Raw genomic sequence first — 699 nt, forward strand, 5'->3', positions numbered from 1 at the left:
CGGCGATGTGGCCTCGCTTGGCGACACCTTCAACAACATGATCCTCGAGCTCAAATCGCAGCGCAACGAGTTGCTATCGGCCAAGGATCTGATCGACGAGCGGCGGCGCTTCTCGGAGGCGGTGCTGGCAGGCGTCACCGCCGGCGTCATCGGCGTCGATCCGTACGGCATCGTCACCATCGTCAATCGCTCGGCCGAAACGATGCTCGCGATCTCGGCAAGTGCCGCGCTCGGACAGAACCTGTCGGCCATCCTGCCGCATGTCGGCCGCGTCTTCGAGATCGGCCGCCAGTCCGGCAAGCCGGTCTATCGCGAGCAGGTCACCTTCTTCCGCGCCGGCATGGAACGGACCTTCAATGTCCAGGTCACAGTCGAGGCAGAAGACGAGGCCGCAGAAGAAAAATCCTATGTCGTCACCGTCGACGACATCACCGATCTGGTTCAGGCGCAGCGCTCGTCCGCCTGGGCGGACGTCGCGCGGCGCATCGCCCATGAGATCAAGAATCCGCTGACGCCGATCCAGCTCTCGGCCGAGCGCATCAGGCGCCGTTACGGCAAGGTCATCACCGAGGACCGCGAGGTCTTCGATCAGTGCACCGACACCATCATCCGCCAGGTCGAGGACATCGGCCGCATGGTCGACGAATTCTCGGCCTTCGCCCGTATGCCGAAGCCGGAGATGAAAGTCATCGATCCTGT

The 699-nt window shown here is 63.2% G+C and carries 1 protein-coding gene; it reads left to right on the top strand.

The window, feature by feature from the left end; translation table 11 throughout:
• Positions 1-699: histidine kinase dimerization/phospho-acceptor domain-containing protein (locus EOA29_RS38890; RefSeq protein ID WP_127222543.1), on the top strand; the 699-nt coding region annotated here is incomplete at both ends.

Source organism: Mesorhizobium sp. M1E.F.Ca.ET.063.01.1.1 (genome assembly GCF_003998155.1).
GTDB lineage: Bacteria > Pseudomonadota > Alphaproteobacteria > Rhizobiales > Rhizobiaceae > Mesorhizobium.